Consider the following 24,294-nt stretch of genomic DNA (forward strand, 5'->3'; position numbering starts at 1 on the left):
ACGAACGTGCGTTGAGCCGCCGGGTACGAGTTCCTGGCTGTCCGGCCGGCAGTAAACGCCTTAACCAATTCCCACTACAAACGCTGTCGCTTGTAGCTCCAGCCCCTGTCGGTAGATGGGGTACCGCTGACGAGCGCGGAGCCATCGGGTAACCGCGCGGCACACCTAGCACAGTTACTCGATCAAGCGCTGCCTTTAGTCGCGTTGAGTTACCGCACCAGCGTTTTACCTGGTCTAGGAATGTAGTGAACACCTAGCTTTGTTGTGAACTTCAAATGGCCGAGAATTGACTGACAAGCATTTCGACGCGGCCGCTTCCTAACGAGGGTTAATCAGAACACGGGACTGCGTGGAAAACCACCAACAAAGTGCTTTTTGCTTTTCCCAGTTGCGTGCAAATACATAATCACCCAAAGACATCCGGCCCCGGCCAAACTGAGTAGCACAGAGTAGAAACAGTCAACTATTGTGACTATCTATTCGACTTGAACGTGATCTGCACTTCCGTTCCACCTGTTCTTCCTGAAAGTTTCATCTCAGAACGATTGCAGAGTTCTCGTTGCAGCAGTAGCCTAGTCACTCGAATGACTGAATAGCGGACGCATTGTCGTCTTTCGTGCGAGATTGGTGCCCCGAACCGAGGGCCCTAGCCGAACGATAGCAGTCGCGCTGCACTGACACCGGCAAATTGCGTTTTGTTCAGAATCATTCCGTGGCGTTATTTTGTGTATCGGATCTCTGATGGAGGTTCCCGTGAGAGCACCAAGGCACTCTGCATTCACCCTGATCGAGCTACTGGTGGTGATCGCGATCATCGCGATCCTGATCGGGCTGCTCCTGCCCGCCGTGCAGAAGGTGCGCGAAGCGGCCGCGCGCATGTCGTGCAGCAACAACATCAAGCAGATCGGCCTGGCAGTACACAATTTCGCAGGCGCTTACGACAAGGTACCGCCCATCGGTTCGTGGGGTCCCACCTTCCGGAACAACGGGTACCCGCCCGCGAGCAACGGCGGTAGCCTGACCGCAGCCGATGGCGCCACGGGCTCGTGGCTGGTACACCTGCTGCCCTTCGTCGAGCAATCGAATCTCGCTAACCAGTTTTCCACCCTGGGTAATTTGAGCACCAACGATCCCAGCTCGACGTACTACGTCGCCTACGACGCTTTGATCGGCACGCCGGTCAAGCTCTACCTGTGCCCCGGGGACAGTTCCACGACCAACGGCCTGCAACTTCACGGTGGCTCGGCAACCGGGGGGTACGGATCGACGAACTATTGCGGCAACGTGATGGTTTTTAATTCTAAAGGGCCGGGCAGCATCCTAACGGCCATGCCGAACGGGACCAGCAACACCGTCATGGTTGGAGAACGGATACAGAACTGCAACGTTGCGATTGGCCTCGGTTACAGCAGCACCGGCCAGTCGACGATCGGTCCGGTTTATGGGTGGATCTACCCGGACCACGGTGACGGGGCTCAGTGGGCCGCCTTCGGCTGGTGGACCAGCGGCTGGGAAAGCATTAACTCGGGTACCGCGCCCGGCGCCCCGGCCGGCTCCTGCCTCAGAACGGATTACTACGACTGGAGCGCGAATTACTCCCCCGCCAACCCGTCGGCCAATCCGAACTATCTGTTCGATCTCAGCGCTAACACGAATCGGTGCAACCTTTTCGTTCTGAACTCCCCGCACACTGCAATGCAGATCGGTTTGGGGGACGGGAGCGTCAGGAGCGTCACCAACGGCATCAGCAAAGCGAGCTGGATGGCCGTGTGTGTCCCCAATTCCGGCCAAGTGCCCGGGTCGGACTGGTAAATCGTTCAGAGCTTTGAATCTCTGCGCGAAGTCCACCTGAAGGGCGGACTTCGCTTTTTCATTCTGCCATCTTCAAAAGAGTTCACTCATGCGAATACACTTGAGAATTTCGCGCCCCTCTTTCTTTGCGGTACTCGTCGCCGCGTGTGCCTTGAGCAGCTCGGGCTGTGGCGGCGGAGAAAAAATTATTTCCGTGTCCGGCACGGTGACGCACAAGGGGCAGCCCGTTTCCGGAATTGTTGTGTCGTTCGTGCCAGAGGGCGCCACAGAAGCCGGTGTGAGCACCGGTACGACGGACGAGAACGGCAAGTATGAGTTGACGGTGGTGAAATCAAACAGGAAAGGGGCGGTCGCCGGCAAGCATAAAGTCTGGTTCTCCGTTCCACGAGAACCGTTCGTCGAGCCCGCTGATAAGGAAGAACTCGCGAAGCAGAAGAAGGATAAGAAGGCGACCAAGCCGCCGCCCGATTTCGCGGCAATTCTCAAGGTGTACGGTAACCTGGATAAAACCCCGTTGACCGTGGAAGTGAAAGACGGTGGACAATTCGACCTCAAGCTCGACTGAGAACTTGAGTGGCCCCTTTATTTGCTGGCGCCACTCGGGTAGCCGCGACTGATTCCGGATTGTTAGGGCGACGATGGTACGGCCCGCGCTAACGCCATTGTCGCCCAACAGGTAGCGGCGGCGGAGATGAACTGGGACCGGCCGTGCGGGAAGCCGCTATTGGAATACTCGACGATCGGGAAACTGCGAGTGGCCACGAACCAGGAACCGTCCGCCCACTGAGTTCGCAACAGAAACTCGACCCCGCGCCGGTAAACCGGGTGATCGGCTGCGATGCCTCCGCTCTCGTGCAAAGCACACAAGGCCAGACCCGTGGCATAGGCGTCGCTCGTCAGCGTCGGCAACTGTGCCCAACCACCATCTTCTCGCTGTTCAGCCACCAACTTCTCGACCACTTTTTTGATTGATTCGGGCTCGGCTTGTGCCCAACCGAGGCCGAGCAGTTGAAACGCCCGGTCCGTCGTGTCCACCGGCTCCGTGCTTTGCAGCCAGTGTCTCGCCAAATCAACTCGCGCAGCGATTTCCCGTTTTCGCCCTTTCGGGGCATAAGTCTGGAGCCCGCGGACCGCAAGCGCGGTGAACTGAAAATCGCTGGCCTCGTCCGGCGGGCGATAGTTTTCCTGTTGCCAGCGGCCGTCTTTGCGCTGGCGAAGTACGAGGTAGTGAACGAGAACGTCTGTAATTCGGCTGGCGGGTTCGTCCTCGGCGGCGAAGCCCGCTAACACGTGGACCGACAACGTCGGATCGATCCCCGTCCCCAACAGGAGCGGCCGAGCCCGGCCGCCCATGTCCTTCAGGACGTGGGTTCGTTCCTCGCTGACAATAGTCTCATCCACCTTGAACCCGCGCTTGCGGGCCAGGCCCACCGTCATCGACACCAGCGAGTGCTGGTGACACGTGACGCAGTCCCTGGTCTCGGTGATCTTCTGCTCGCTTTGTTGCAACAGGGGCAGCGCCGTACTCACGGCGCGCCGCACCGAATCGGCGCCCGGTGGGTGTTGTAGCGTGAGCACCTTTTCCGGTGGCGGAGGTTGCTTGGACTGTTCGGCGCCGGCCGCACGAAGCATTTTAACAATGTCCGTTTCCCCTCGGCACGCGGCCCAATCCGTCGCCGTTCTACCGCGCCAGTCCGTAACGTTGACGGTGGCTTTGGGGAGGAGGAACTGCATAGTCTCTTTGCTCGCGGTCGTGGCGGCGCCGAGCAACGCATTGTGATTAAATGGCCCACCCTGAACGTTGACGTCGGCTCCGGCGACTATCAGAAGCCGCAGGCAATCCGCGTGGCCCATGCTGGCGGCAACACCAGCCGGTGTTTGCAGGATCCCCCGTTCGAGTTTGCAAACGGCGCTGGGGTTGGCACCTCGTTCCAGGAGCAGGGCGACGACCTTGGCGTTACCGGACAAGGACGCGCCGATCAGGGCCGTAAAGCCGGTCGGCGTTTGTGCTTTCACGTTGGCCCCGTGCTCGAGCAAGCAACTCACCGCATCGAAATCTCCGGTGCCCGCGGCGGCCATGAGCGCGGTGTAGGCCGGCCCGGTCGCGCGCCCGCTACCACTGCCTCCACGCGCGAGCAGCAGTTCGAGAGCGCGACGAGACCCCGGGATACTGGCGGTGGCGACCATGACAAAATCGTCGACCGGGGCGCCTCGATCGAGAAGAAGCCGCATTTTGTCGAGGTCGTGGGTCGTCCGCAGGAGCGGGGCCGTACCGTCCTGGCCGCGCGCGCGGATGTCTGCACCGTTTTCGATCAATGCGTGCATCGTCTCCGCGTCCGCGTAGAGAGCGGCGCGCATGAGTGCGGTATCGCCGGCTTCATCGCGCACGTTGGCGCTCGCGCCCTGTTGGAGCAGGTGCCGCACCTGAGCGGTGTCGCCGTCACGGATGGCGTCAAGGAGCGCTTTGTCGAGCGCGCCCTGATCGGGCCGACTTTCCGAATCCGACGTGGGACTTGAACCCGTCGGCGCGAGTCCGGTGAATACCCAGATGCCGACTAGCGAGATAGCAAGGATGAGTAGAGAAGCGATACCGAACGTGCGAAGAGTCATTCCATTGCGGATCGGTCGGAGCATCTAGCGCCCACCTTCTCAACGGGGTAAATCAAAGTCTTTCGCGTGCAGTTCTTTTTAGCGGCTGCAGTTTATGCGCGCCTCGCGATTCCCCATTTTGCGGGCAGCTTGCCGCGTGCGCCACCCGCGGTGAAACATGTTTCTTCAACCCAGATCTTCCTGGGCGGAAGTACCGGAAGAAGCTACCCGCAGATCTCTACCTGAAGCGAAATCTGCTCGGGTTCCGAACCCGAGCAGGAGAAGTGATCTGCGCGCCGTGCGATGAGTACCAATTCCAGCACGGCTGGTAAGTGGGCAGACGCCACCAAACGAATGCGGTGGGCACCGAGGCTCCGCACCGCATTTTCCAACTAAGACCGGTCAGACCAGGCCGCTCGCCGCGACCTTGATACCCTTGAGGGCCATGCGGAGCTGCTCCGGGTTGGGCGAGAACTCGAGCGCGGTCGCCTTGTCGATGCGCCCGCCCAAACACAGGTCTTCGAGGTTCTTGTTGAAGTCCATCATGCCTTCGTTGTAAAACGCGCGGATCGCGTCCAGGAGTTTCGCGTCCTGCGCCTTCAGGATGATGTCGCGGATGCTCGGGTTCACGATCATGATCTCGTTCGTCGGCACTCGCTGCACGCCCGGGATGCACGACGGCACGAGCTTCTGCGCCACCACCGCCCGCAGGTTGAACACCAGCGACTGGCGCACCGCCCCGTGCTGACTCGGCGGGAACAGCCCCAGGATGCGGTCCACCGTGCTATAGGCGTTCGAGGCGTGGATCGTCCCGAACACGACGTGGCCGGTTTCGGCCGCGTGGACCGCCGCCTCGAACGTCTCCGAGTCGCGCATTTCACCCACGAGGATCACGTCCGGGTCTTCGCGGACCGCGTGCTTCAGTGCGGTGTGCCAGTCGCACACGTCCAGGAACACCTCGCGCTGGTTCACGATCGACATCTTGTCCGTGAACACGAACTCGATCGGGTCTTCGATCGTGAGGATGTGGAGCGCTTCCGTCCCGTTCATGTAGTCGAGCATCGACGCGATCGTGGTCGATTTGCCCGACCCGGTCACGCCCGCGAGCAGCACCATGCCCTGTTCGTAGTGACACAACTTTTCGATCGTGGCCGGCAGCCCGAGTTTCTCGAACGTCGGGATGCTCTGGTTCACGAGCCGCGCGACCATCGCGAACTTGCCCCGCTGCTTCAGCAGGTTCACGCGGTAGCGCGCCTCGTCGTTGCCGATTACGTGCGCGAAGTCCGCGCCGCCGGTGTCGTCGAGAACCTTTTTGTCCTTGTCCCGCAGGATCGGGTAGATGAGCTTTTCGAGCGTCTCCTGCGTGAGCACCGGCGTGTTCATCTTCTGAATCACGCCGCGGAGCCGCATCATCCCCGGGAGCCCGGCCTTCAGGTGCAGGTCGGACCCCTTGTGCAACATCACCGTGCGGAACAACTGGTTGATTTGCGGCTCGCCGGCAATCGTGGCCGCGACCTTCAAACCCGGTTCCGGCGAGTTGATCGGGATGGGAACGTAGGGCGCCGGAGGGGGCGGAGGTGAAGCTGGTGTCGCAGGAGGCATCGAAAGAAACTCCTTGATTCAGCAAATTCGAGAGGCATGAATTGGACGGCGCTCGCCGCCGGGCATTTCGCGCGATCAGGCGCGGGCGATCCGCACCGGTACGCCCCGCGCCGCGAGATACGCCTTGGTGTCGGGAATCGAGTGCTCGTTGTAGTGGAAGATGCTGGCCGCGAGCGCCGCGTCCGCCCCGGCCTCGAACGCGAGCCGCAGGTGCTCCGGGTGCCCGGCCCCGCCACTGGCCACCACCGGCACGTTGACGGCCCGGCTCACCGCTTCGAGCATCGGGAGATCGTAGCCGTTCTTCGTGCCGTCCGCGTCCATCGAGGTGAGCACGATCTCACCGGCACCGAGTTCGACCACCCGCTGCGCCCACGCGACCGCGTCCAGGCCGGTCGGCACGCGCCCGCCGTTGATGTGAACCTCGAAGAACGTTTCGCCGGACCCGTCGGGGCGCGGTCGGCGCTTGGGGTCGATGTTCACGACGGTCGCACAGGTGCCGAACTTGCGGCTCACCTCGGCGATGAGTTCGGGGGTCTTCACCGCGGCAGAGTTCAGGCTGACTTTCTCCGCGCCCGCCTGGATGAGCTGTGTCGCGTCCTCGATGGTCCGAATGCCGCCGCCGACGGTGAACGGCATGAAGATCTGTTCCGCGACCCGGCGCACCATGTCCAGCATGATCGCGCGCCCCTCATGGCTCGCCGAGATGTCGAGGAACACGAGTTCGTCCGCACCTTGCTCGTCGTACCGCCGGGCGACCTCAACCGGATCGCCCGCGTCGCGCAGGTCCACAAAATTGGTCCCCTTCACCACGCGCCCGCGATCCACGTCGAGGCAAGGAATGATCCGCTTTGTGAACATCGGGTCCGCGGTAAAGTCAAGAAAATGAACGGCGCTCACAGAGTTGATCGTACCGGCCGGGGTGGAACTGGTCAATCAGCGCCCGTGGCTTCAACGGCGTTCAGCGTTTTGCGCGCCGGTTTGTTGACCGGGCGCACCTTGGGCGACAATTGGGCGCCCACCTCCGGGAAACCAGCCCCCAGAAACGTGAGCAGCCCGGTCCTTCTGGAACCGAGCCGCTTGGAGAGGCGAAATCTTGGTGTTTCACGCCATCCGGTTCGCCGCAACCCACAGCATGTACGCGACCCGGTCGTTGAGCTTTTCGCGCTTCCGGCGGTGCAGGTACACGTCGCGGTATGCGTAGTACAGGCCCGCAATGGTAAGGCACGCAATGTTGCACGCGAGCAACTGGAACACGAGCATTCTCCACTTCGGCTGTAGGCGACTTGTTTGGGTGAGGACAGGCGGGCGAATGTCTGAGGACACCCGAACCGTAGATCACGTGTTGGGGCGGTCAACCGCGCGGAGTGGAAAATGGTGCGGGTTAATTTGCTTGTAGTGACGGCTTTTTCGGCAGTTTTATCGTACCCGCTGAATGCGGTAAAACCGGCACATGCGAAGTTGACAGGGCGCTTATTGCGCGCTGTTTGAAGCGGCGAGTTCCCCGCGCAGGCCGATGAGCCCCTCACTACCGAGGCGAATCAGCGTGCCGTCCACTTCGACCTCAAAGAGGTCGTCGAGTTCCTGATACGCGAGCACGCGGACCCGCGCACCAGGGGTCAACCCTTGCGTGCGCCAGTGCCGGAGCCGGTCGGGGTTGTCGTCCTGCGCTTCGCGCACAACGACCACATCCCCGGCGCGAAACTCCGACAGGCGCTTGAGATTTCGCGACTTCAGTTCGCCGGTGCGCGACGGGATCGGGTGCCCATGCGGGTCTTCGTGCGGTTCGCCCAGGTAGTCGGCGAGCGCCTGTTCGAGGCGCGGGGAAATGGCGTGCTCGAGCGCTTCGGCCTCTGCGTCCACCTCGCTCCAATCGAGCTTCAAGACTTGCGTGAGGAAGAGTTCCACCAGCCGGTGACGCCGGATCACGCGGAGCGCTTCGGAAAGGCCCTCGGGCGAGAGCTTCGCGCCCGTTCCCGACGTGTACTCGATCCACCCCGCGTCCGCGAGCCGTTTGAGCATTCCCGTGACCGAGGGCGCCTTAACGCCCAGTGCGGTCGCGATCTTGCCGGACGCGACGCCCTCGTCCGCGCCGCCCAGCCGGTGAATGGCCTTCAAATAGTCCTGAACGGCTTGCGTCGGCTGATCGGGCATGCCGAAACTCCGTGCGGGTTCGCCCACGTCATCTTAACGAACCCAAACACGCGAGCGCCGTGAGGAGTTCAAGAAACCAAGAAACCGGACCCTATCTCTTTACCTAATTGGGCTTCATCTTCCCTCGCCCACCGTGTTTCAGCCAAACGGCGGGAAGACAAAGTCAGGCCAAGTATTTGACAGAATTAACAGGATCGACAGGATTTAAAACGCGCTTCGCGTTGGCTCTTGATCCCGTTAATCCTGTCAAAACGCTTCTTCCTTCTCGCGGCGCTAGGGCACCGGGAGTGGCTCACAACACCGGTCGCTTTAAGCTGCACGTCGAACTTGCGATTCCTTCGATGCCCCCAACAAGAACGCCGCAGCGCGGTCGCACGCCCCAGGTACCGCGGCACGCGACCGCAGTTCCACGAGTCGATCCACAACGGCCGCCCGGCGCGATGGGTCGTTCAACCACCCGAGGATGTGCCCCGCGATCTCGGACGACTTGTCGCGCGAGGTCGCGAATTCCGGGAACAGTTCTTCGTTCAACAGCAGGTTCACCAGCGACATGTACCGCGCTTTGATGATCTGGTATAGCGCCCATGACGCGACTGCCCCGACGCGGTACACCACCACCGTCGGCTTCGCCCGGTACATCAGCTCCAAACTCACGGAGCCGGACACCGCGATACAGGCTTCGGCCAGTTCGATGACCTCCGGCGTGCGCCCGACTTGGATCTCGACCGGCAGGCCGGGGGGCAGGATCGCGCGCACCGCATCGGCTTGGCGCTGATTAAACGCAGCGATCAGGAACCGCGTGTCGGGCCGGGCCGCGTAGACCTTTTGGGCTGCGGCGAGCATCATCTGTGCGTTCGCGGCAACTTCCCCGTTGCGCGACCCCGGGAGGATCGCAACGCGAGCACCGGGCTTCGCTCGCTCCTGGGTGAGAAAGAGGGGATCGAGTTGCTGCTGGGCGAGTTCGTCGAAGTACGGGTGCCCGATGTAGTGCGTCTTCACCCCGCGCTCGCGGTACCATTTGTCTTCAAACGGGAGCGCGGTGAGTACACCTGTGAAGCACTTCCGCACGGTTCGCACGCGGCCCTGCCGCCAGGCCCAAATTTGCGGCGGAACGAAGAAGTAAGTCGGGATGCCGAAATCGCGAATGCGCTTGGCGAGTTCCAAATGGAAACCCGGGTAATCGATCATTACGACCGCGTCGGGTTTCTGCGCGCGGATGTGGCGCACGGCCAAATCGCCGATGTGGAAGAACGTCGGCAGTTCGCGCACGACGTTTTTGATTCCCATCACCGCGAAGTTCGCGAGTGGGTACAGCAGGTCCGCGCCGGCTGCGCGGATGCGGCCGCCCCCGAGAGCGGTGACACGGGAATCGGGCTGTGCGGCAAGAACGGCGCGGACGAGATTGGAGCCGTGCAGATCCCCGCTCGGCTCCCCAGCGCTGAGAAACAGCTTCATCGTGGCGTCCCTGCCATCGTTGAGGGTGCGTTCAGTAGCTCGCCCGCGATGGGCGAGCCAACCAGCCTAACCCTTCGCCGGGGGCGGGGTTACGGCTGCGCCCACGGGTTCGGGGACGGCGGTCACCCCGGACCCGCGCCCGGGAAGATCGGTCGTCTCCGCGACGCGGCGGTACCCGAGCGAGCGGAGCACCTCCAACACCTCGCTCCACGTCGGGAACGGGCGCCGGTTCTCGCGCTTGTACCGGTCCATTGCCTTCATGAACTCGGTCTCGTCGTCCGAGTAATCGCGCTCGCACGTCGTCGGGTCAATGAGCCGACGGCGCTCGCTGCTCTTGCGCTTGGCAGCTGCGTTCTCGGCGCGCCGTCGGTCCGTCGCAACGGGAATGTTGCGCTTACGACGATCGGCCGGGAAACCGGTTCCGCCGGACTTTTGTTCGGCATCAGGACCGGCATCAGGCGCCACTGCGGGTTGCGTGGCGTTTGTAGGGTTCGACATTAGCGGTGCCTCACAGCCGAAAAAACGGGGGGAAGGCTGGAGCCAGGCATCCGCGGCCAACCTTGGCCGATCGCACGTCCTGCGCGATCCTAGAGGATGAACGGGTGTTTCTAAGAGTACCCGACTAACGGGATGTGTCAACCGAAATTCACGCCGCGTCCCAATTCCGTGAGGAATTATTGTGGTAATGCGTGCGGCTTTCCGAGATGCGCGAATTTGGAGACTTTGTACCGCCCATTCCTTTCGCAGAATTGCGACGTAATCGTTGCTAGTTGCAAAGCGTCGATCGGGTGCATTTTCACTTGGCAAGGACAATGGCAATGCGTATACTATCAGTAGTTTTTGGAGGTATTCCCCACTAGAGGTGAACGCTGCCCGCAAGGGCAGCGGGTAAGAGTGGGTGAAGTCGAGAACAACGTGGGTCGTGCGTCCAATCTGTTGCTCCTCAGACCCGATCACCCGCCACCCTATACGGGCAGGCCACATTGAGCGGGTAACTGATGACTAACAGGCACTCAAAATACAAGATCCGGGAGCAAAACCACTTACAACAAAATGGCTAACATTTGCCCAGGGCCAAAACGTTAGCGAATGTTAGCCCTTTGCCCACCCCACCTGGGTCGCCGAAGCGAGATCCAGACGAGGTGGGCAGCAAGTCGCACCAGAATCTCTGCGTGTTTATCAGAACGAGTAGTTGAAGAACGACATCGCTTCGACACCCCACGGGCGCGGGCCGGTAACCGGGACACCAATCGAGGTGCTGAACGACGCCCGGTTGAACCGGAAGCGGAAGCCACTGGTGATGTTGACCTGATCCTGCAGGTACACGAGTCCGTCCGGGTTCCGCTGCGTCAGCGGCGTGCGCACGTGGACCTCGACCACCGGAGCGACGCTGGTCAGCCAAGTGTTGTTGGCCGTGGTGCGATAGAGGTAGTACCCGACGCCGACGCTGTTGTTCCACAACGTCGGGTCACTGCTACTCGTCGGGACGATGAGGCTCGTGATCCCCTGGACGAACGTGCGGTCGAAGGTCCGCACGAAGCCGCCCCAGGGCTGGAACAGCACCGAGTGCGGTGCCTTCGTGCCGTCGAGGAGGGTCGCGTCCCCGCTCCCGGTCGGTACGGTCAGGATGAGGCCGCCGGAGATCAGGTCGCCGGTTTCGCGATTGTTGTAAAAGGCGTACTTGAAGAGCAGCGACAGGTCGCCGACGTTCTGTGTGCCGCCCACACCGGGAGGCCCGTACTGCTGCACGAACGGTAAGCGCATCCCGAACGACGCATCGCCGTTCAGGAACGTCTTCTCGAAGCCGACCGTCTCGCGCTGGAGGTCGGTTTGACCCAAGCCCGGGTTCAGTGACCCGCCGATGTTGTCGTAAAAGTTGTACCCGCCGTAGATGCGGTCCTGTGGGCGCGGATTGTCGTTATCGGAGATCAGTACCCCACTGTACCGGCCCGCGAGCGTGAGGCGCGCGATCCGCTGTTGCGCGACGAGAGTGTTCACCGTGACCGGGTCGTTCACGATGATCGGGTTGTTCGTGGTCGTGACTGTGTTTGTGACGACCAGGCGCCCGAGCTGATCGGTCCCGATCACCTGCGTCGTGGTCGTGACCGGTGTGTACCCGGTGACGCGCTGCGTGAACCCGACCACTTGGGGCACGATCGTGTACCCGGTCGTGATGCGCCGCTTGTAGTACACGCCGCCAAAGTCGCCGTCGAAGTTTTCGTTGAACGTCCGAGGCGCGACTCCCCCGGCCTCCGTTGCTTGCGCGAACGGATCGAGGAGTCGGCGCTCGAGCGGGTTCGGGGCGGGGGCTTCGGGGGGCATAATGGGGTCGGTACCCGGCGGCGCAACCGGCGGGTCCATCCGCGGCGCGTTCGGATCGACCGGAACTCCGGGCATACTCGGAACGCCCGGGGTGTAGGGGCCGACGCCGAACGGCGGGCACGGCACCACGGGCGGACGCGAGTAGCGCTGGCCGCCCCCGAAAGCGACGGTCGAGGGCACGTATCGATCTTGTGCGCGGGAGGCCGTACCCGCGAGCAACAGGCCGACGAGGGCTGGGGCAAGCACCCGGCGCATGGGAATGCTCCGTGTCTGTGAGAATTGAAGGAATCAACGCCCTCACTTATCGGCCCCACGCACACTCTCGGTTCAATCGTTCCTTCGCACGTTTTCAGATTCCCCGGAACTACTCATTTACTCGTTACTTCGATCGGAATCAGTTTCCGCACGACCGCGTTCGGGTCAAAGGCCTCTTTCGCGGTCGGGTTGAACAAAAAGCGTCGAATCGGCTTCTCGAGATGCTTGCTCTGCAGCACTGTTGGCAGTGGAAGTTCGGTCTCGGACGCGAGCAGAACGAAGTGTTCCATTCCCGTGTCGCCGCCAGTGAGGATGCTTGAAATCGAGAACCCCTTCCCGTTCGGTGTGAGGAGCCGCTCGGTATCCGCCTTGAGCACGGTCCCGCCCTGCACCGTCTGCACGCGCACGTCCCCGTCCGCTTGTATTAGGAGCAACGTGAAGAAGACTGTGCGGTCGCAAGACACCCGCAACTGGAACGGCTCGCTGGCCTTCACTTGTTTGACCGGCTTGCCGTCGATAACGAGTTCGGCCTTTAACACAAATGGGGCTTTGACGGGCGCGACGTCACCCGCGAACCACGCCGAGAGCGGCGGAATCGGTGCCCGGCCCTCGACCGACGCGGACACACGGACGGCTCGCGCACCTGCAAACGGTCGCGCGATCGGGCCGTCCGGTTCATCGGCTTTGCCCGCGATGGCCTTTTCAAGTGCGGCCAGTGCTCGGATGTCTTCCGCGAGTGGGGTCGGGTCCGGCCCGCGCCCCACGGCGCGCGAAAGAAAATTACGCCCGACGAGCGCGTCTGTGAGCCAGTCGTCGCGGACGAACGGGATCGGGCGCACCTGGCTCTCACGCGCGAGCAACTTTTCGAGGCGCGGAGCAAGCAGGTCATTCGCGGCGAGCGCCCGCGCGTGCGGGTACTCCAGAAGGATCAGGTCGAAGGGCCGGAATCGCACCGCGGTGCCGACCGTGAACCCCTCCATTTTGTTGAACAGTTCGCGCGTGTGCCAACCGAGCTTTCGTGTGTCGATGCGAAAAACGGTCGCGGTGGAGTCGATCGGTTCCGGGCCGACGGATAACCCGGAGACCACATTCAGGGCCTCGCGCAACCGCTGATCGGCGCCGACCAGATCCGGTAGCGGCTTGCCGTCAACGATGCGGTGCGCGAACGACACGTAGCGGAGGTATTCGCCCGGTTCGCCGGCTTTCGCGTTCGCACTCGCGCGCTCGAAGTCGTCGGCGATCGCGGCCAGTGTGGTGCGCTCGTCGAAGTCGATCGGGTAGGCGGGCGCCTTCGCGTTCACCCACTTTTCGAGAACCGCGATCTCGTCCGCGTCCGGTCCCGGCCGGTTCGCGGGCGGCATCGAGCCGTCCTTCACGAGTTCGAGAATCAACGACCGCCCGTTCGGGCTCGCGAACGGGATCGGCGACTTCTTCGTGACCTGCTTGTGGTCCGTGAGTTTGAGTTTGCTCGCGCCCGGTTCGAGGCTCCCGGTGTGGCACTCCGCGCAGTGCCGCTTCAGGATGTCGCGCGCGCGGATCGCAAGGTCACCGGCAACGCGATAGTCCGGTGTCTCCGCCCCCCGCGCGAGCGCCGGACAAAGGAGCACCAAAGTGAGAACAAAGCCGGCGACGACGCGAGGCATAAACACGGTCTCCGACTCGGTTCTACCGGACAACCTAGCGTTCCCGTTCGCCCTCACCGTTTCAGCAGTGGGGTCTTCGACAGTTGGCGCGGGAAGCACACCGGTGTTTGTGGCTCCTTCAGCCCGGCTCGTTTCAGCAGATCGGGCACCTTCGCCGCAACGTAGCCGTACAACTCCTCCGGCGAAAGCGCGCCGTCGGAATCGTAGTCGGCTTTGCGGTAGCCTTTAGTTTTGTCGAGCGCGTCGAGTACTGCGAACGTAAACAGGCCGTGGCCGTACTTCGGGTGCTCGTAGGACTGCTCGCCCCAATCGCACGCGGCGATAATCATCGGCCCCTGTCCGTTCGGCACACACCGGCGGAGCACGTTCGCGGTCGTTGCCCGCCCCGAGTGGCACGCATCGAGGAGCACCACCTTGCGGCAATTGATCTTCGCGAGCGCGGCGAACAGTTCGTCGGCCGAGTACGCGGTCGCGCGCGGCTTCGTGGGCGAGTAATTCGGGCAACAGAACAGGAACTCCCCCTCGTCCACGAGCACCCCCCGACCTCGCGGCGGGAGCGCTCCGTCCTTCGGCATGAGCAGATCGCCGTGACCCGCGAAGAACACGACGAGCGTGTCGTCCGGCTTCGCGGCATCGGCGATGCGTGCGAGTTCCGCGGCAAAGGTTTTGCGCTCGGGGTCGAGTTGCAGGTCGATCTTCGCCTTCACGTACAAGAGTTTTGCCCCCGCACACTTCTCCAACTCGGTGCTGAGTGCGGTCGCGTCGTCGTGCGCGTTCTTGAGGTCGCCGAACTTCCGCGCGCCGGCTACGTTCTTGCGCGTATCGGAGTAGTCGTTGACGGCCGTGAGTAGCGCGAGCAAGTTCGCATCGGCGGGAGGGAGGGCGTTTCGCACGACTTGCATTTCCTCGGCTCGTCCGCCGGCCGCATTGAACGCGAGCACCGTGACTTGGTTCTCGCCCGTGCGGAACTTGTTCGCGGGGATCGTGTACGGCACGTCGAACGGCTTCGTCGAATCCAGCACCTGCCCCGGTCGCGGCCAGCTCTCCGCGAGGTGATCGTTCACCCACAACTCGACGCGCTCCGGCAACAGGTCCGGGTTCGTCCCTCGAGCGCGCATCGAGATCGTGAGCGGGAGCCCCACCTTTTGGACGTCGAGGGCCTTGAGCGCGACCCGCACGGGCGCCGGTTCGTACTTCGTGAACGGTACGAGGGCCGGAGTTTCGCCGCGGGCCGCGACCAGCGCAGTTCCCGCGTCGCCGGTTTCGGTGAGCTTTTCGATGACTTCGGGCAGGTGGAACAGCTTCTCGAACTGCTGGAGCTGGTAGAACTCTGGGCGCCCACTGGGTTCGGGGTGGTTGACGTGCCAGCCCGCGAGTCGGTCGCCGTTGGCGGTCTTCGTGTGGTAGTACGAGCCGTGCCACATCCACACGACCCAGTCGTTCATGTGGTTCTGGGCGTCGAACGCGGGGAACCACTTCCACAGCGGGCGCTGCCGCACGGTGGTGAGCGTGTCCCGGCGCGCGGACTTCTCTTTGGCCGCGATCCCGAAGAACAGTTCGATGCCGGGTTGCGGAGCTTTGAGTGCATCGAGCGCGGCCGCGACCGTCCCGACCCGCGCCCCCTTGCGGCGATCGAACACGATGAATTTATCCACCACGAGCAAGTCGAGCACGTCACCGACGCGGAGCCCAGCTTCCCACCCCGGCGAACCCGATTCGACAACCTCAACAGCGACGCCGTCCCTGTCCTCGAATTTCGCGCCGAGGCCCGGTTCGCTCTTCTTCCAGTCCTTCAATGACCACGCCGCGAGCGTCTGGTCCGTTCCGCCCGTCGCGAACCACGACTGATCCTTTGATGCCACTACCGACGTGACCTCGCCCGCGTGCCCGGTGAACACTTTCGTGCCCGAAACCGCACCGTCTTTCGCACGGTCCGGTACCAACTCGAACAGCGTGCAGCCGTAATAGTGGCCGATCAGCACGCGCGTCGGGTAATCGGCCGAAGCGGGAAGGAACGTGAAGCACGTCGGCGCCTGATCGCGGTTCCGGTCGAGCGCGAGCCGCAAGCGCTCGGTTTTGCCCTCGCGCGTGCGCTCGGCGAACCAGATGAACCGGTTCTTTTCGTGGGGCACGATGGTCCACCCGTCCGCCTCGGGGCGCGGATTCATCCACACTTGGTTCTCGTCGAGCGTCGGTTTGAGACGAGACAGGTCAAAGCGCGTCCACGCTCCCGTGCCGCGGGCGTTCGGATCAATAGACTTTGGGTCGCGCTCGACTTGCACGCCGACGATCTTGCCGTTCTCGGATACGTTCACGGCCCACGGTCGGCGCCCGGCGCCGCGAACCACGCTCAGCGGTTTGTCCCAATCGGTGAGCCTCCGCAATGTGATTTCGTCCGCTTCACCGCCCGCAATGGCGAGGTGGGGTTCCGCGGGGTGGAACGCGAGTGCTTCGGCCCGGCCCGCGTGGTGGAACTTGCGTGGTTGTAGGTCCGGTTCCGCTAGCGGATCTGCGTAGATCCAAATCTGATCGTCCCCATCAGAAAAGAATCGCGGCTTGTCCCCGGTCGGGAGGGCCGCACCGACACCGACCGCGAGTTGCCGCGTCTTCGGTTGCCATGCGACACTACGCGGAAACTGGTTGGCGCCGAGCGCGAGTTTGATCGTCTTCGTGCCATCGGCACTGCACAGCAGCACTTTCGCATCGACGCTCGCAATCAGCAGCCACTTCCCGTCGTCGATGAGTTCCGCGCGGTAAACGCGGGCGTCGTCCCGCTGCGTCGCGTTTACGTTGAAGAGCTCTTTCCCGGGCGGTGCCTGTTTGGGCGCATCCGCCACGGTGCTCACTAGATGGCACGAATAAACCTGCCCGCTCTGCGCGACCGAAACGAGCGTGTGCTTGTCGGGGAAATAGATGAGCCGCGGGAGGTTGAAGCCCGCGGTCGCGGCGAGGTCTTTCGGCGGCTCGTGTTTCCCCACGCGCACGGGGGGCGCGGCGCTGCGCCCGTCCGGGTCCGATTTTTCTAATCGTGTCGTATCCCAAATCCACAGGCTCCCGTCGGCGGTTCCGAATCCGACGCGCTTCCCGTCCGCATGGAACGCGACCGCGGTGACCACGTTGAAGTTCGCGTCCCCCTCGCGCGACACGGGCCACGTAATGGCAACGGTATCCCCGGTCGCGCGATCTAACACCGCGACCGTGCTCGGTTTCATCCCGTAACCGCCGACCACGACCCTCTTGCCATCGGGCGTGGCACTCACGGCCTTGATCCCGCCGCGCTGCTCGCGCCAGGCGCGCCACCGCAGTGTTTGCACCTTCACGCGGTCCGTTTCGAGGCCCGCTGCCGCGTGCGGCCACACGCGCACGACTTTGTCGTCGCCGGCCGCGAACAGGTACTTCCCGTCCGAAGTGAACCGCAGCACGTCACACGGCCCGACGCGCCCGCCGGCCTCGACAACGATTTCCGGTTCCTCCCGCGAGCGCCGGTCGAACTGCTGTGCCGCGGCCGGCTCCACAAAGAACGTCGCAGCGGCAATGGTGAAAAAGAGTGCGTTCACGGTCATAGCGGTTCGTGGGTTTCGTGCGGGCCGAAGCGCGGCCGACCTCAATAGCATACGCGAGCGGGTGCCGACAGTTTCAAGTACAATCGCATTACTTTGCCGCCCGGTGAACGGAACGAGACCGATGTTCGACACGTTATCCGACGACGACAAGAACCGCGTGACGGCACGGTCCGAGGAGTTCCAGCGCGCGCTCGGGCGCGGCGGGGTGACCGACTGGGAGCCGTTCCTCGCGGGCTTGATCGGGGACGCGCGCCGGCTGCTCCTCACGGACCTCGTCGCGCGCGACCTGGGGCACCGGTGGGAGCGGGGCGAACAGCCGAAGATCGAAGACTACCTCGCGCGCTACCCGGAACTCGGCCCCGCGGATCGGGTCTCGGCCGCGCTCATACTCGAAGAGTTCCGGTGCCGGGTTCGGGCCGGCGCCCGGCCCCCCGCGACCGAGTACCGCGACCGCTTCCCCGGCCAATTCGACGCGATTCAGACCGAACTGGACGCGGTCGTCTCGTCGGGAACGATCTCCGAGGGCGGCCCCCGCCCGTGGGAACCGATGGCCGAGAGCGTCGTCGCGATGTCGCAGCAGTACGAACTGGTGCGCGAACTGGGCCGCGGAATGTACGGCGAGGTGTGGCTGGCCCGGAAGAAGCCCAGCGGCATCGAGCGGGCCATCAAGATCCTGCTCCAGTCCGCCGACCGCGAGGCCGGGCAGCGCGAACTGAAATCGCTCGAACTCATCAAGAACTTGCGCCACCCGTACCTGCTCGCGACGGAAGACTTCTGGGTCACGAACAACCGGCTCCACATTGTGATGGAGCTGGCCGAAGGCACGCTCCGCGGGCGCTTAAAGGAGTATCTCGCTCAGGGGCGCCCGGGCGTCGAGGCGGATGAACTGTTCCAGTACATCGCGGAAGCCGCAGAGGGGCTCGATTTCCTCCACTCACAGAAGATCACCCACCGCGACGTGAAGCCGGACAACATCCTCATCCTCCACGGCCACGCGAAACTCGCGGACTTCGGCCTCGCGCGCGCCCAGGCGCAAGTCGTTGAGTCGATGAGTCTTGCCGGGACACCGGCGTATATGGCGCCCGAGATTTGGGGCGGCGAGGGCGGGCCGGCCAGCGACCTTTACAGTCTCGCGTTCGCCTATGTCGAACTGAGACAGGGTCGGTCCCCCCTGCGGCCCCGGCCGCTCGTGGAGTTGATGATTGCGCACCAGGAGGGGAGTTACGAATTCACCGAAACGGTGACGGAAGCCGAACGCGCGGTGTTGCGCCAAGCACTGGCCGCAAAACCACAGGACCGCCACCCGACCTGCACGGACTTCGCCGCGGATCTGGCGGACGCACTCGGGCTGCCCTTTGCAGGCGGTGGGCGCAGAGTTGCGGGCCGTGGGTCTTCACATCACGGTAACCCGCCACTCCCCCCCGTGTTTGGTTCGGCCGGCGCGTTCGCGAGCGGTAGCCTGCCGATGCCGGAGACCGGCGTCGCGGGCGGAACGGTTGTCATCGATTCACTGCGCCGAAAACCGCGCCCCGAACCGGAACCACTTCCAGAAGCGGAACCGCTTCCAGAAGAGTACGCGCCCACCGAATCGCGGCGCGCGTGGCCACTCATTGCCGGAGGAACGGTCGCGCTGGCCGCGCTCGTCGCGTTCGGCATTTGGGCCGTGTTCGGCGGGCCGAGAATCAACCCGACCCAGCCCGAGATAGCCACGAAACCCTCTACCGATCAACCCAATCCGAACCCGAAGCCACCCGGCCCGGATGTCCCCCCGGCCGTTCCGCCCACAGGAGACGTCATTCGCGGGGCGGCCGTCGCAGTAGTCGATCGAGCGAACAACCTGCCCGATGTACCTCCGAAGCCGGAACCGAAACTGCTGTTCCCCGCGGGCACGATACCAGAGCCGGGCGCGAAGGAGGTACAACTCGCTGATAAACGGGTACCCGAGTGGGTGTTCGTCGAGAGGAATAACGAGAAGGTCCGGTTCCGGCTCATCACGGGACAACCGGGACCGAACGTGGCGCCGTTCTACATCATGGAAACGAAGGTCACGAACAAGCTGTACACGGGTGGCGACGGCACCCCCGTCGTGAACGTAACGGCCCGCGACGCACAGGAATTCGCGCGAAAGGTATTCGGCGGCGACCTCCCGACCGACGAACAGTGGGACCACGCGGCCGGCTTCCACGACCAGGACGGCCAAACCGGGCCGACGCTCCCCCCGGGGCGGGCGTGGATCGATAAGGACGTGCCCGGTCCGGTGAAGCGCGCAACGACCGAAGCTGATGTGAACCGCTACGGGTTGCTCGATATGGCCGGCAACGGCCGCGAATGGACGCGGACCGTCCTGACGCGCGCCGGCAAACGGAAGGTTCTTGGCACGGACCCGCTCGACGAAATGGACAAGGTCATTTTGCGCGGCCGGAGCTTCTTCCTCGACCGCCCGCTGAACTTCAAAATGCTAGAGACGGAACGCACCACGCAACCGCAAGCCGCGATCACCGCGGGGCCGTACACGAGTTTCCGCGTCGTTCTCGCACTGCCATGAGGCCGCGTCTCACCGCCCCTTCCCTTGCCGCCAGCGGTTCAGGCTCACGTTCGCGATGAGCAGCGCGCCGATGAGGACGTACTGCATTTCGACCGGAACGTTGAAGAGGCTCACACCGTTCTTGATGAGGATCAGAATCAGCACGCCGAGCATCGCCCCCACCACGGTCCCCTTCCCGCCCGACAAACTCGCGCCGCCGATCACAACAGCCGTAATCACGTCGAGTTCCAGTTGTTCACCGAGCGTCGGGTTCCCGCTGTTGCTGTGGGCGAAGAGAATCACACCCGCCCAACCGGTGAGCAGCCCCGCGAGCGCGTAAACGAGCAGTTTCGTTCGCGTCACGTTCACGCCGCACAAACGGGCGGTCGATTCGTTCGACCCCACTGCGTACAGGTGGCGCCCGAAGACAGTGAGTTTGAGTAGCACGGCCGTCAGAATCGCTAGTAACACGAGTGACCACAATCCGGGGTTCGTGAGCGACACACGTCCCACCGTATCCACCCATTCCGGGCTTCCGCCGAGCGGGAACGGGAGCGTGGTCCGCCCCGCGAGCCACACCGCGATCCCGCGGGCGATCCCGAACATCCCGAGGGTCGCAACGAACGGCGGGAGTTGCAATTTCGTGACGAGCAAGCCGTTTACGAGACCACACACGCCACCCGCACTTACCCCGGCCACGATCGCGACCAAACTGTTCGTGGGTGACGGGCCGGAGGAAGTGTACATCGCGGTGTAGACGCGCATCGTGACCACAGTAACGAGCGCGACCGTTGCGCCGACGGACAGATCAATGCCCCCGCTGATGAGCACGAGCAGCATTCCCAGTGCGACGATTGCGGGCACAGTTCCTTCGTGGAGCATCACGCGCAGGTTGCCGAGACTCAAAAACGTACCGAGTTCGCCCTGAATTCCGATCAGCGCGGTGAACAGCGCCAGCACTGCCGCGAACCCGATCCACGGACCGGTAGGGAGGCTAAACGACTTCGCAGGAGATCCGGCCGGAGAGGTAGACATTGCGAGCCACTTTGGGTTTCTTGACGGGCCAATTCCGAGATCACGCCCCGGTCGCGGTGGCGATCACCTGTTCCGGGGTCCATTCTGCAACCGGGCGCGCAGCCGAGAGCTTTCCGCGGCACATCACCGCGAGCGTGTCGCACACGCCGAACAGCTCGGGGAGGTAGCTGCTCACCACTAGCACCGCCTTACCGTCCGCGGCAGCGGCACCGATTTGCCGATAGATGTCGGCCTTGCTCCCCACGTCCACGCCCTTCGTCGGCTCATCGAGCAGGAGCACGTCCGCGCGCTGGTGGAAGAGGCGGGCAATGGCGACCTTCTGCTGGTTCCCGCCACTCAGATCGCCTACGGCCTGGTCCGCGTCGCGAAACTTCACGCCGAAGCGCGCGAGAACTTCACCGACCGCAGCGCGCAACCAGGAACGCGACAGGAATCCGAGCGTTGCGCCCCCATCGAGTCGGCTGAGGGCGACGTTATCGCTGATCGACAGGTTGAGCGCGAGCCCCTCTGTCTTGCGATCCTCACTCACCAGCCCTACGCCCTGCTCAATGCGTTCCGCGGGGGTCGCGCGTTCGCTACTGTGCGCGCCCACTTTCACCCGACCGGCGCGAACGGGATCGAGGCCGTACACCGCGCGAAGCAGTTCCGTGCGCCCGGAACCGATGATCCCCGCGATACCGAGGATCTCCCCGCGGCGCAGCGTGAGACTCGCGCCGTTCGGCAGTTCCTCGCCGTTCAGGTCGGTGAGCTCGAGTACCGGGGCGCCGATTTCGTGCGGCGTTCGCGGGTACTGCTCCGTGACCGTGCGCCCGACCATCATCTCGACGACCCGCTCGCGCGTCACATCTCCCCAGCGCCCGCTGCCGACCGCCTGTCCGTCGCGCAGGACCGTGAACCGGTCCGCAATGGCGTCGAGTTCTTCGAGGAAGTGGCTGATGTAAACGACCGTGACGCCCCGTGCCTTCAGCGACTTCACCAACTCAAAGAGCCGCGCCGCGTCCTCTTGTGTCAGCGCACTGGTCGGCTCGTCGAGTACGAGCACTTTCACATCGGAAAGCAGCGCGCGGGCGATCTCGACCACTTGCCGCCCCGCGGGGTTGAGGGTCGCGATCGGCGCATCGGGTCGGATCTCCGGGTGCCCGAGTTGCGCGAGTGCCGACTCGACCCGCGCGCGATTGGCGCTAGATGTGAGGAACCCGTACCCGCTACGTTCCTGCCCGAGCGTGACGTTCGCTTCAACAGTGAGGTCCGGGCAGATCGCGAGTTCCTGATAAATCATCGCGACGCCGCACTCGCGTGCCGATTGCGGCCCGGCCGGGCGGTAGAGCCCCCCATCGAGCTCCATCGCGCCGGTATCGGGCTCTTCCGCGCCCGAGAGGATCTTCATGAGCGTGGACTTACCCGCGCCGTTCTCGCCGACGATCGCGTGAATTTCACCGGGCCGCAACTCGAGGTCCACGCCGCGCAGTGCGGCCGTCGGCCCGTAGCTCTTGCGGATGTCGGTCATGCGGAGACGCACGGCACTCATCGCTTCGGCCCCTTCCGCAATTCTTCGGTCGTGCGCTTGGCCTGGGCCACGGGGTCGTAGAGCCCGAGCGTGAACGCCGAATTGAGGTTCTCCTTCGTAACGAGGTACTCGCCGGTGCTCTCGCTCATGTCTTTTCGCCCGTTACTCACGTCGCGCCCACGCAGGTGTTGCACGCAGTACCATGTCGATAGATAACCCATGCGGTACGGGTCTTGCAGAATGCTGCCGATCACGTCCTCTTCTTGGATGGATTGCAACAGCGGTTTGCTCGCATCGAACGCCATCACGAGCACCTTTTTGTTCAGCCCCTGCGAGCGCAACACATCGACCGTGCCCGACGCGGACGACTCGTTCGGCGCGAAGATTCCGTCCACCTGGCTCCCGAACTGAACAATGAGCGGCCCGGCCTCCTTCATCGCGGAGTCGCGCGTCGCCCCGGCGTACTTGTCCGTCGAGAGCCAGACCGCGTCCGGGCAAATTTTCTTCACGGTCTCTTCAAACCCCCTCTCGCGGTCCTCTGTGGCCTGCGAGCCGATCGCGTAGCGGAACAGGATCAGCTTCGGCTTGTCCTTCCCCTGCGCTTTGAGTGTGCCGATGAGGTGCCGGGCGGCGATGCACCCGCCGTTGTAGTTGTCCGTCGCAACGTACTTGGTGAAATGGTCCGGGTCATCGAGGCCGGAGTCGATAACGACGACGGGCACGCCCGCGTCCGCGGCGCGCTTCACGCACGCGGTCATCGTCCGGCTGTGTTGAGGGGCGAGCACGATGCCGCTCGCGCCGGTCGCCACGCGCCGGTCGACGATCCGAATCTGCTCCATCGCGTCGCGCTCGCGCAGCGGGCCGTCGAAGATGATCCGCACCGTGGTGCCGTCTTCGGCCCGGAGATCCTCGGCGCAGCGCTCGGCCCCTCGGCGCACCGATTGCCAGTGTTCGTGCGTCATCCCCTTTGGGATCACGACGATCGTGAACTGCGCCTCGGGTTTGGCGCACCCGAGCGCGAACGGGAGCACGGCGGCGAAGAGAAAGTAGAGCGAACGCGGCATGAGTGCCCCGTGGGAGAGTGTTCGCAGAAGGTACACGCAGAGCACGCGCGGGTCAAGTTACCGGGGCGCGCGAGTCGATACAACGGGGTTGAGCGACCCAACGCGAGCGCCGGACCAATGCCGCCCGAACCGCCACCGCCCATTAACCTGATCCGCGTCTTCGACTTCTACGTGACGCTGATGTTCGTCATCAGCCTCGTGCGGCGCTGGGACGTGTACGTGAACGCGGTGCGCATTCTGATCGGCGTCCAGGGGCGGTGGCCCAAGCTCATCGCGCGCCTCAGCGAGCACAGCAGCCTCATCCTGAACTGGTCGTTCTTCCGCCCCGCGATCCTCGCGCTGGCCCTCACGGTCGTCCAGTTGATCGTGTCGCGGGCCATCTTCCCGCTCGCGGTCCTTACCGGGCCGCAGTTGCAACAAGAGTGGTGGTGGGTGCCGATCATCTTCGTGCCGCTCGTGCCGATGCTCGCGGTGGACGTCTACTTTGTGGTCCGCGTGGGTAAGTTCGATCACGATGAAACGGTAAAGTATTTTGACCAAGCGGAGACGTGGCTCGGTTGGAAGGGTCCGGTCGTCCGCGCGCTCACGCTCGGTCTGGTGAACCCGCACAAAATGGTGGACGACGAGGTGCGGAAGAGCTTGCAGGACTACCGCAGCACGCTCAATGCGTCGCTGTGGTGGGTGTCGGTCCAGATCGGACTGCGGCTGCTCTTCGGCCTCACGCTCTGGACCGTCTGGGCGATTCACTCTCTGTAACCGACGGACCCCGCGA

Annotated in this window: 17 protein-coding genes; 4 read left to right on the forward strand and 13 right to left on the reverse strand. The window is 63.5% G+C overall.

Going from position 1 to position 24,294, the window contains the following annotated elements:
- Window positions 1-741 precede the first annotated feature (741 nt).
- Entirely contained in the window at window positions 742-1,812 is a 1,071-nt protein-coding gene (locus J8F10_RS11050; RefSeq protein ID WP_246523164.1) for a DUF1559 family PulG-like putative transporter, read from the forward strand.
- An 88-nt stretch (window positions 1,813-1,900) separates the two neighbouring features.
- Complete coding sequence (locus tag J8F10_RS11055; protein WP_210653881.1) at window positions 1,901-2,377, forward strand: hypothetical protein; 477 nt, start codon at window positions 1,901-1,903, stop codon at window positions 2,375-2,377.
- Between the two features lie 62 nt (window positions 2,378-2,439).
- Here J8F10_RS11055 and J8F10_RS11060 read toward each other — a convergent pair whose 3' ends face one another.
- From J8F10_RS11060 to J8F10_RS11105, 10 genes are all read right to left on the reverse strand, one after another.
- Entirely contained in the window at window positions 2,440-4,446 is a 2,007-nt protein-coding gene (locus J8F10_RS11060) for an ankyrin repeat domain-containing protein (RefSeq protein ID WP_210653882.1), read from the reverse strand.
- A gap of 357 nt (window positions 4,447-4,803) precedes the next feature.
- On the reverse strand, window positions 4,804-6,003 hold the full coding sequence (locus J8F10_RS11065; RefSeq protein ID WP_210653883.1) for a type IV pilus twitching motility protein PilT: 1,200 nt from the start codon (window positions 6,001-6,003) through the stop codon (window positions 4,804-4,806).
- Between the two features lie 75 nt (window positions 6,004-6,078).
- Window positions 6,079-6,861 (reverse strand): imidazole glycerol phosphate synthase subunit HisF, encoded by a 783-nt coding sequence (hisF, locus tag J8F10_RS11070; protein ID WP_210653884.1) that lies wholly within the window; start codon window positions 6,859-6,861, stop codon window positions 6,079-6,081.
- 243 nt (window positions 6,862-7,104) lie between these two features.
- A complete protein-coding gene (locus tag J8F10_RS11075) occupies window positions 7,105-7,263 on the reverse strand; it encodes a hypothetical protein (RefSeq protein WP_210653885.1) in 159 nt (52 codons plus the stop codon).
- Between the two features lie 210 nt (window positions 7,264-7,473).
- The gene (locus J8F10_RS11080; RefSeq protein ID WP_210653886.1) at window positions 7,474-8,154 is read right to left on the reverse strand and encodes a metal-dependent transcriptional regulator; all 681 of its coding nucleotides are present in this window, start codon (window positions 8,152-8,154) and stop codon (window positions 7,474-7,476) included.
- A 309-nt stretch (window positions 8,155-8,463) separates the two neighbouring features.
- The gene (gene lpxB, locus J8F10_RS11085) at window positions 8,464-9,609 is read right to left on the reverse strand and encodes a lipid-A-disaccharide synthase (RefSeq protein ID WP_210653887.1); all 1,146 of its coding nucleotides are present in this window, start codon (window positions 9,607-9,609) and stop codon (window positions 8,464-8,466) included.
- 66 nt (window positions 9,610-9,675) lie between these two features.
- Window positions 9,676-10,107: a hypothetical protein gene (locus J8F10_RS11090; RefSeq protein WP_210653888.1), complete on the reverse strand. Its 432-nt coding sequence runs from the start codon at window positions 10,105-10,107 to the stop codon at window positions 9,676-9,678.
- A gap of 681 nt (window positions 10,108-10,788) precedes the next feature.
- Window positions 10,789-12,186, reverse strand: coding sequence for a hypothetical protein (locus J8F10_RS11095; protein ID WP_210653889.1), 1,398 nt, complete (start codon window positions 12,184-12,186; stop codon window positions 10,789-10,791).
- Between the two features lie 113 nt (window positions 12,187-12,299).
- Entirely contained in the window at window positions 12,300-13,829 is a 1,530-nt protein-coding gene (locus J8F10_RS11100; RefSeq protein WP_210653890.1) for a hypothetical protein, read from the reverse strand.
- Window positions 13,830-13,882: 53 nt separating this feature from the next.
- Complete coding sequence (locus J8F10_RS11105; RefSeq protein ID WP_210653891.1) at window positions 13,883-17,392, reverse strand: caspase family protein; 3,510 nt, start codon at window positions 17,390-17,392, stop codon at window positions 13,883-13,885.
- A gap of 121 nt (window positions 17,393-17,513) precedes the next feature.
- On the opposite strand from J8F10_RS11105, the gene J8F10_RS11110 reads away from it, so the two are divergent.
- Window positions 17,514-19,937: a bifunctional serine/threonine-protein kinase/formylglycine-generating enzyme family protein gene (locus tag J8F10_RS11110; protein ID WP_210653892.1), complete on the forward strand. Its 2,424-nt coding sequence runs from the start codon at window positions 17,514-17,516 to the stop codon at window positions 19,935-19,937.
- 9 nt (window positions 19,938-19,946) lie between these two features.
- On the opposite strand, the gene J8F10_RS11115 is transcribed toward J8F10_RS11110, so the two are convergent.
- From J8F10_RS11115 to J8F10_RS11125, 3 genes are read right to left on the reverse strand one after another with little or no spacing between them, the layout of a single operon-like run.
- Window positions 19,947-20,951 (reverse strand): ABC transporter permease, encoded by a 1,005-nt coding sequence (locus J8F10_RS11115; protein WP_210653893.1) that lies wholly within the window; start codon window positions 20,949-20,951, stop codon window positions 19,947-19,949.
- A gap of 40 nt (window positions 20,952-20,991) precedes the next feature.
- Window positions 20,992-22,479, reverse strand: coding sequence for a sugar ABC transporter ATP-binding protein (locus J8F10_RS11120; RefSeq protein ID WP_210653894.1), 1,488 nt, complete (start codon window positions 22,477-22,479; stop codon window positions 20,992-20,994).
- On the reverse strand, window positions 22,476-23,522 hold the full coding sequence (locus J8F10_RS11125; RefSeq protein WP_210653895.1) for an ABC transporter substrate-binding protein: 1,047 nt from the start codon (window positions 23,520-23,522) through the stop codon (window positions 22,476-22,478). Before J8F10_RS11125 ends, J8F10_RS11120 begins: the two co-directional genes overlap by 4 nt.
- A gap of 117 nt (window positions 23,523-23,639) precedes the next feature.
- On the opposite strand from J8F10_RS11125, the gene J8F10_RS11130 reads away from it, so the two are divergent.
- Window positions 23,640-24,278: a hypothetical protein gene (locus J8F10_RS11130; protein ID WP_210653896.1), complete on the forward strand. Its 639-nt coding sequence runs from the start codon at window positions 23,640-23,642 to the stop codon at window positions 24,276-24,278.
- The last annotated feature ends 16 nt before the right edge of the window (window positions 24,279-24,294 follow it).

Source organism: Gemmata palustris, from assembly GCF_017939745.1.
In the GTDB taxonomy this organism is placed as follows: Bacteria; Planctomycetota; Planctomycetia; order Gemmatales; family Gemmataceae; genus Gemmata; species Gemmata palustris.

Excerpts from the sequence above, each read along its gene's own strand:
- J8F10_RS11050 (WP_246523164.1), top strand. The coding sequence starts at position 742 with ATGGAGGTTCCCGTGAGAGCACCAAGGCACTCTGCATTCACCCTGATC.
- J8F10_RS11055 (WP_210653881.1), top strand. The coding sequence starts at position 1,901 with ATGCGAATACACTTGAGAATTTCGCGCCCCTCTTTCTTTGCGGTACTC.
- J8F10_RS11060 (WP_210653882.1), bottom strand. The coding sequence starts at position 4,446 with ATGCTCCGACCGATCCGCAATGGAATGACTCTTCGCACGTTCGGTATC.
- J8F10_RS11065 (WP_210653883.1), bottom strand. The coding sequence starts at position 6,003 with ATGCCTCCTGCGACACCAGCTTCACCTCCGCCCCCTCCGGCGCCCTAC.
- hisF (WP_210653884.1), bottom strand. The coding sequence starts at position 6,861 with ATGTTCACAAAGCGGATCATTCCTTGCCTCGACGTGGATCGCGGGCGC.
- J8F10_RS11075 (WP_210653885.1), bottom strand. The coding sequence starts at position 7,263 with ATGCTCGTGTTCCAGTTGCTCGCGTGCAACATTGCGTGCCTTACCATT.
- J8F10_RS11080 (WP_210653886.1), bottom strand. The coding sequence starts at position 8,154 with ATGCCCGATCAGCCGACGCAAGCCGTTCAGGACTATTTGAAGGCCATT.
- lpxB (WP_210653887.1), bottom strand. The coding sequence starts at position 9,609 with ATGAAGCTGTTTCTCAGCGCTGGGGAGCCGAGCGGGGATCTGCACGGC.
- J8F10_RS11090 (WP_210653888.1), bottom strand. The coding sequence starts at position 10,107 with ATGTCGAACCCTACAAACGCCACGCAACCCGCAGTGGCGCCTGATGCC.
- J8F10_RS11095 (WP_210653889.1), bottom strand. The coding sequence starts at position 12,186 with ATGCGCCGGGTGCTTGCCCCAGCCCTCGTCGGCCTGTTGCTCGCGGGT.
- J8F10_RS11100 (WP_210653890.1), bottom strand. The coding sequence starts at position 13,829 with ATGCCTCGCGTCGTCGCCGGCTTTGTTCTCACTTTGGTGCTCCTTTGT.
- J8F10_RS11105 (WP_210653891.1), bottom strand. The coding sequence starts at position 17,392 with ATGACCGTGAACGCACTCTTTTTCACCATTGCCGCTGCGACGTTCTTT.
- J8F10_RS11110 (WP_210653892.1), top strand. The coding sequence starts at position 17,514 with ATGTTCGACACGTTATCCGACGACGACAAGAACCGCGTGACGGCACGG.
- J8F10_RS11115 (WP_210653893.1), bottom strand. The coding sequence starts at position 20,951 with ATGTCTACCTCTCCGGCCGGATCTCCTGCGAAGTCGTTTAGCCTCCCT.
- J8F10_RS11120 (WP_210653894.1), bottom strand. The coding sequence starts at position 22,479 with ATGAGTGCCGTGCGTCTCCGCATGACCGACATCCGCAAGAGCTACGGG.
- J8F10_RS11125 (WP_210653895.1), bottom strand. The coding sequence starts at position 23,522 with ATGCCGCGTTCGCTCTACTTTCTCTTCGCCGCCGTGCTCCCGTTCGCG.
- J8F10_RS11130 (WP_210653896.1), top strand. The coding sequence starts at position 23,640 with ATGCCGCCCGAACCGCCACCGCCCATTAACCTGATCCGCGTCTTCGAC.